Source organism: Peptostreptococcus sp. (genome assembly GCF_977045075.1).
In genome coordinates this window covers 1-7600 of the sequence record NZ_CDRRTB010000083.1, presented here as the reverse complement: position 1 = coordinate 7600, position 7600 = coordinate 1, and the positions used below count along the sequence as shown (strand labels likewise).

General features: G+C 39.6%; 4 protein-coding genes. All 4 read right to left on the bottom strand.

Annotated features, from left to right (window positions below; genetic code table 11):
* Nucleotides 1-208 precede the first annotated feature (208 nt).
* The gene (locus tag ACW6OJ_RS06845; protein ID WP_455105318.1) at nucleotides 209-1546 is read right to left on the bottom strand and encodes an HlyC/CorC family transporter; all 1338 of its coding nucleotides are present in this window, start codon (nucleotides 1544-1546) and stop codon (nucleotides 209-211) included.
* A gap of 60 nt (nucleotides 1547-1606) precedes the next feature.
* The gene (locus ACW6OJ_RS06840) at nucleotides 1607-4687 is read right to left on the bottom strand and encodes an AAA family ATPase (RefSeq protein WP_455105317.1); all 3081 of its coding nucleotides are present in this window, start codon (nucleotides 4685-4687) and stop codon (nucleotides 1607-1609) included.
* Nucleotides 4674-5897, bottom strand: a complete 1224-nt coding sequence (locus ACW6OJ_RS06835) for a metallophosphoesterase family protein (protein ID WP_455105316.1) — start codon at nucleotides 5895-5897, stop codon at nucleotides 4674-4676. The genes ACW6OJ_RS06840 and ACW6OJ_RS06835 overlap by 14 nt, the downstream gene beginning before the upstream one ends.
* A gap of 9 nt (nucleotides 5898-5906) precedes the next feature.
* A partial coding sequence (locus ACW6OJ_RS06830; protein WP_456096110.1) for a 3'-5' exonuclease occupies nucleotides 5907-7600 on the bottom strand: 1694 nt, incomplete at its 5' end.

Genomic DNA, 7600 nt, shown 5'->3' with positions numbered 1-7600 from the left:
CCAACAGACTATTTCTAATTTCATTATCCATTCGAAAATCAACTATTATATTTATAATAACCACCGTCCTATCATCTAGTAAAATAGTATTTCTAAACAAGATTGAGGTCCAATAAACATAGGTCAAGCCCCTTAAATAAGACTTTTAAAAAGCAGGCCATATTTTAAAAGCCTGCTTTTATAGTCGGGTAAAGTAATCCCCTAAGGACTAGTCATTGTCCTTATTATTTTCTTTCTCTATGTACTCCTTAAATGAAATTTCATCATCATTTTTTTCAATTTCCTTAGCAAATATCTGGAGCTTTTCTATCCTATTCTTATCAAGAGACAGTATCTTGACCTTGGTAGATTCATCTAGCTCAATCTCTTGACCTTCTTCTGGTAGACCATTAATATAACCCATGATATAACCACCAATAGAGTCAAACTCGTCAGACTCTAATTCATTGTATAGGTACTCGTTTACATCAGTTAACTTAGTTCCTCCATCAACTATATACTCGTTTTCAGCAACCTTTACAATTTCCTCTTCATCCTCATCGTACTCATCCTCTATATCTCCTACCAAGACTTCAACTAGGTCCTCTATTGTCAGTAGGCCTGATGTACCACCATACTCATCAAGCACTATGGCTATCTGGGTCTTGGCCAGCTTCATTTCCTCCAAAAGCTGGGATATCTTCTTAAACTCATATGTAAAGAAGGCCTCTCTCATATACTTTTCAACATCAAAGCTTTCCTCTTCTTCATCGGTCAAGAATATTATATCCTTTATATTCAAGATACCTATTATATCATCTATATTTTCCTTGTAGACAGGCATCCTACTAATCTTTTCTTTCTTAAAGATTTCAAGTATGTCCTCATAGCTAGCCTCTACATCTATGGCTACCATGTCTACCCTCTGTACCATGGCATCCTCAGCCTTCATATCACCAAATTCAAACACATTATTGATGATTTCTCTCTCCTCATGCTCAAGAACACCCTCTTCATGGCCTACATTAACCATAATTTTTAGGTCCTCTTCAGTTACTAGGGACTTTGGATCATCATCCTTTATCCTAAATATCTTGAATATTATGGTAGTGACTATATTTATAATAAATACAAATGGTGCAAGAACTATTATAACTACCCTAAGTATCTTGGCAAAGGCCAGGGATATCCTCTCCTTATTGTTGGCTGCAAGTGTCTTTGGTGTAACCTCTCCAAAAACCAATACCAATACGGTCATGACAAGTGTAGCCATTGCTATACCCTGATTCCCAAATATACTCATAAATAGAGATGTAGATATGGATGTTGCAGCTATATTTACCACATTGTTGCCCACCAAAATTGAACTTAGCAATTTTTTAGGCTGGTCTATTAACTTTTCTAATACACTAGCGCCTTTTACGCCATTTTCCTTTAGGTGCCTAATCCTCACCTTGCTGACTGACATTACCGCTGTCTCAGATGCTGAGAAAAATGCAGATATTATTATTAACCCTATTAAAACTAGAATCTGAATCCATAAACTACCAGAATCCAATAAAACCACTCTCCTACTATTGAAATTTATCTTAACATTATTCTTTATTATATCACAAGTAACTTCATTTTACCATGAAAGCTTAACTTTTGAAGATGATTCTATTTCATCAAAGTCTACTTCTAGCTTAACAGGTATCATATTCTTCAGTTCTTCCACATGACTTATTATACCCACACTCATATTTTCTCCCTGAAGTCTTTCAAGAGATGTCATAACTATATCTAATAGGTCTCTATCAAGGCTTCCAAAGCCTTCATCAAGGAAGAAAAATTCAAGTGGAGCGCTTCCCTTTAGCTGTATCTGTGAAGATAGGGCAAGGGCCAATGATAGGGATACCAGGAAGTTTTCCCCTCCTGATAAGGTATCCGCAGACCTCCTTAGACCTCCCTTATAGTTGTCCCTTATTACAAAGGCATAGTCACCATCTATTTCTAGGGCATACCTACCACTTGTGATTAGGTCTAACCTCTGCGATGCATCATAGACTATATTTTGTAAGTAGGCTTGGGCAAGATACTCTACGAATTTATTTCCCCTCAATACCCTTTCAAGTTCTAGTATAGAGTCCATACTTGCCTGGTAATTGGCCAGGTCTTTCAGGAAGCTAGCAACTAGTTCAAGGTCTTCTCCCATCTTTTTGTACTGGTAGCTAAGGGTTGAAAGCTTGTCCTTTAAGAGGTCTATCCTTTCTTCTAAGTCCTTACACAGGTCTTTTTGTCTCAGCATGGCCCCCTCTTCCAAGGTCCTACCTCCTATACTCTCTATAACCAGCCTTATGGAATGACCCACTTCTAGTATATTTTTATCGTAGTCATCAAGCCTAACTATGGACCTATCATATTCATCCTTGCTTAGAGCTTCCTTCCTTAGCCTATCAATGTTCTTAAGTTCTTCTCTTGATAGGATAGTCTCCTTCTTCACACTTGCCAGGTCTATTTGGCCCGTGAGGTCCTTGCAGTGGTCAACTAGCCTTGTCTCTTCATGCCTAAGCCCCTCTATTTTTTCCTCTTGACCACGTATATCCTTGTTAAGTCTATCAAAGGCCTCTTCCTTCCTTTGCATTTCCTCATAGGCTTCCTGTATATCGTCAATGGCTAGGTCCTTTTTAAGGTAACCTAGCTTATCCTCAAAAGTCTTTATGGATTCTTCTAGCTTGTCTATATTTGCCTTATACAGGTCTAGCTTAGTCTTTTTTGATTCCAGGTCTACTAGGAGGTCTCTTAGTTCTTTTTCTATGGAGGACTTGGCCCTATTGGCCTTGTCCTTTTCCTTGTTTAGCCTAGCTATTTCCTCTTCTCTTAGAACTTTTAAGGTCTTATCTCTTTCTAGCTGGTCCTTTTGGACCCTATATTTGGCCTTCAAGACTTCAATATCCGTCTTCTCCAAGTCTAGCTTGAGTCTATCTAGTTCTTCTTTTTCTATACTCGATTGGACTTCTAGCCTACCTAGGTCTAATCTCCTAGCATCCCTTTCCTCTACTAGCCTATCTAGGTCTAGCTGGGCTTTTTCTATATTTGTCTTGTAGGTAGCTAGGTCTATATTACTAGCTGGGTCCTTGTCTATACTTTCAATTTTTGATCCACAAACAGGACAGGCATGACCTATGTAGTCACCTTCCCTAAGTATTTTTTTTAAGTCCTTGACCAGGTCTTGCAGTCTAAGTTCATTATTTTCCTTTACAAGTCTATCAAGCCCTGCCTTTTTGTCTCCTATTTCCTTTTCTTTTTCTTTCAATGATTCTCTTAGATGACTTAAGTGGTCCTGACACTCTCGGTTTCTGCCTTTTAATTGCTCGTGCCTGACTTCATGTTCCTCGTACTTAGATATACTTGCCCCTAAATCATGTAGGTTCGAATTCATATCCATCAGCTGGTCATCACTTGGTATCTGTATTTTCTCCTCTTCAATCAGGGCATCAATTATATTGCCTATCTGGTCTTCAAGTTTATTTAGGTCTTCCTTCCTAGTTTCTAAAATCTTGTCAATTTTACTTATATGGCCTAAATTTTCTTCAACAAGTACTTCCTGCTTGGCCCTGTCTTTGACCAACTCTATTTTAGCATTTTCTAGCTGGTAGGCTTCTCTTATCTTATTCTTATAGGCTGTTTCCTGGATATTAGACCTTATTTCATTTTTTAGGCCTAGTAGGATCTCCTTCTCCCTAGCTAGGTCCCTCTTTACAACCTGGCATTTTTTTGTACCAAGGTCCAATTCACTTCCAAGTCTTTCAAGCTCTATGTCTAGGTCCTCCAATTTTTTTATATCATCGACAAGCCCAAGGTAGGCTTTTGTTGTATCCAACCTAGACCTTAGGTCCTCCATCACATCTTTTTGTCCTATTAGGTCCCTTTCTAGGGCATCAAGCCTAGTCTTTTCTTGAATAAGCTTGTGGACCTCCTTGTATTCTTGATATATTTTTTCCTCTTTTACTAGTAACTTTTTACTAGACTCAAGGTCGCTTCCGAGGCCTTTTATTTGACCTTCTAGGTCCTTATGGGCTTCCTTAGTAACCTCTGGATACTCTGCTAGCTTGGCCTTGACTATATTAATTTGGTCACCTACTGTCTTTTTATAGCTTGCAAGAGTAAGGTTTAGGTTTGTACCATACTCTTCAAGATTAAAAATCCTCTCTAGCATATTTCTCCTGTCCCTGCCTGTCAGTGATAAAAATTCACCAAACCTACCCTGGGGTAGGACTACCGACTTCAAAAAGTCACCTTCTTCTAGTCCAAGAATGGCCTTTATCTGCTTGTTTACCTCTCCGACCTTATCAGCCAAGACCTCATAATTTCCGTCCTGACCCATTGACATAAGCCTTACATAGTCACTTGTAGCAGATGTCTTTCCTGATCTTTCACTTTTCTTAAATCTCCTAGACACCATATACCTGACCCTATCTTGACCTAGGCCGAGTTCAAATGTATAGGATACTATTGCCTTATCCCTATTTGAATTGATAAACTCCTTGCTACCCCTTGCTATATTACCATATAGGGCTAGGGTCATAGCATCCAGTATAGTAGACTTTCCTGACCCTGTCTTACCAAAGATTCCAAATATGCCCCTTGATGTAAGTCTATCAAAGTCTATGACCTGCTTGGAGGCGTAGCTATTTATTCCATCAATTTCTAATCTAATTGGTTTCATAGTCTACATCCTCCTTGCTAATCAATTTATTAAACAGGTCTATCAGGTCCTGCCTTGGGTCCATCCCCCCATTTTCTTCCCTGTAGAAGTCTAGGAAGTACTGGCTAATGCTGGCCTTGCTTATATCCACTATTTCCCTTTTCACCAAGTCTTGACTTCCCTTTAAAATAGGCTTTATTTCGATGATGTTTTTCATCAGCTTTTTCATCTTCCTAATAGCCTCTAGGTCTATGCTGTCCTTGGTCTCAATCTCAAAATATGCAAATATATCATGTCCTGACCTTTCCTCACATATTTCCATAGCCTGGTCTATATTTTTGGTCCTAAATAGGCATATTGGCCTATAATTGTCTAGGAGTACTTGATTTACATCCGGCTCTTGACCTGGTTCTAGGTCAACCAGATATACGGACTTTGATGAAGACCTTTCATTTTTACTGTATTGGATTGGAGATCCTGAGTAGTAGGCCCTGTATTCCTTGGATATCCTCTGTGGCTTATGGATATGGCCAAGGGCAGTATATTGGGACCTAGCAGGTAGGTCTGTTTTTTCAACTAAAAGGCCACCACCCAGCTCTATCCTACGCTCTGAATCTGAAATAGCTGACCCAACTACAAATATATGGCTAAGGGCTATATTAATCTCATCGTCCCTGTAATGGTCTTCTAAGTCCTTAAAAATCCTTCCTATCCTTTTAGTATAGGTCTCCTGCATTTCATTTATCTCTCCAACCTCTTCGAATGCATCATTAAGTCTTTTTTCGCTTGGATAAGGTAGACTAATTATATTTATTTTCTGGCCACCTATGGCTAGCTTTGTAAAACCCGGCTGGGCCTCTTCAATGGAAAACCCCCTATAAGATCCCCTTCTAGCCTGGCTTTTGGGGTAGCCTAGTATGGTAATTCCTAGCCCCTCAACTAGGGGTTTAACTGATTCTAGCCTCTCAGGATTATCATGGTTGCCGGCTATTATAAAGACTGGTCTCTTGCCGCCCTTGGCTAGCCTTTCAATAGTCCTATAAAATAGGGTCTCAGCACTTGAGGGAGGATTGTAGCTGTCGTATATATCCCCTGCTACAAGGACTAGGTCTACCTGATTTTCTTCCACAATATCTATTAAATTATCACAGAACCTAACCTGTTCATCATGCCTATCATGGCCCTCCAAGGTCTTGCCCAGATGCCAATCTGACGTATGAAGTATCCTCATATAAACCTCCTAATCATAACTAACTAAGTCACCTACACTAAATAGATATATATATTTCTCTTTTACCCTTTTGCCTGAAATATCCTCCAAGGCCCTGGCATAGAGGTCAAGCTGTGGTTTATATCTAGCCACTATAGCACCATACCTATCCCTACTTACATAGTCAGTCTTGTAGTCTATTAGGACCAGATCGCCATCCTGGTCTTCAAAAAATGCATCTACTATACCAACCAACATAATTCTTTCCGTTTCATCTATGGATTCATCCTTATATATTTCAGTAAGGCTAATATTGTAGTCAATTGCGGTCTCCCTGTGTAGGAATCCCTGGCCTGCTGCCTGGCTGAGTCTTTCAAAAATAGGAGTCTTCACAAAATCAGCTATCCACTTCCTATTTACCGTTGCGAGCTCTTCCGGTCTTAATATATTCTTGTCTACTAGGGCCTCTAGGTCAGCATCTAGCTTGTCTTTTAGGTCCCTGTCATCATCCCTCAAAGTATATAGGCCTTCAAAGTCCAATAGCTCCATCACTAGGTGGAAGATTGTTCCCCTTTCACCTGGACTAAAGGATAGCTTTGACTCAGACCTATGCATAAAGGCAGGCGTCTTAAGGTCTGGTATAGACCTACTCATGTACATGTTTTCATATTGGGTCTGGTCTTCTGCTTCTATGATCTTCTTGACCTCAGAAACTGATATAGAGGCTGGCTTAAGGGCGCTTGCCTGAAAATGATATGGTCTTACACTTATATGTCCAGGGCCAGACTTTTCTTCTTTTGTCTCCACAAGTTGACTAGGTAATAAAGTCTCAAGCCTAGACTCAATATCCTTGGCCCTCTTAAAGACTCTTAGCCTGTCTTCTACAGCAATTATCCAATTTGTGTCCCTATATCCTATATATCCATATTCCTGACCTCTTGCATCAAGGGCCTTTCCCCTAGCCTCTAGCTTGGCTATGGACATCATAATCCAGTCAAGATAGGTCCTTGAATTTAATATTTCATAGTCTTCTATCTCACCATTATTGTCTCTTGAAGTCGCCTTCCATTCTTCCATCTGTTTATTATAGTCATCTGTATTGGCAAAAAATACCAATTTTTCCTTGGCCCTGGTCATGGCAACATAAAGTAACCTCATTTCCTCAGCCTCTTGCTCTAATTCAATCTTCTTATCAATATAAAGTTTTGCCATGCTTGGGAAATTTATCCTCTTAGACTTATCTATAATCTTTGGTCCATAACCCAGGTCCTGGTGGAGTGATAGCCTATGGTCACTACTCCTAAAATTAAATTTACCATCAGCCTTGGCTACTATGACTAGGGGGAATTCTAAGCCCTTACTCTTATGGATTGTCATCAGTCTTACAACATTTGCATCCTCAGAAAGCTCCTTGGCCTCCCCCATGTCAGACCCCCTAGTCTTGACCCTGTCTATATAATTTACAAAGTTAAACAAGCCCTTAAATGATGTTTTTTCAAAGGATCTGGCCCTCTCGAAAAGTAGGATAAGATTGTTCTGCCTATGTTGGCCCATCTCCAGACCACCCACATAGGCATAGTATCCAGTATCCTTTAATAGGAACCAAATAAATTCATCTAAAGGCATAAGGACAGACATCCTCCTGTAGGCATCAATTTGGTCCATAAAGTCAACAACCCTAAGTCTTAGGTCTTGATAGTCCTTTCCTAGGCTATCAAGCTCTG

Excerpts from the sequence above, each read along its gene's own strand:
- ACW6OJ_RS06835 (WP_455105316.1), bottom strand. The coding sequence starts at position 5,897 with ATGAGGATACTTCATACGTCAGATTGGCATCTGGGCAAGACCTTGGAG.
- ACW6OJ_RS06840 (WP_455105317.1), bottom strand. The coding sequence starts at position 4,687 with ATGAAACCAATTAGATTAGAAATTGATGGAATAAATAGCTACGCCTCC.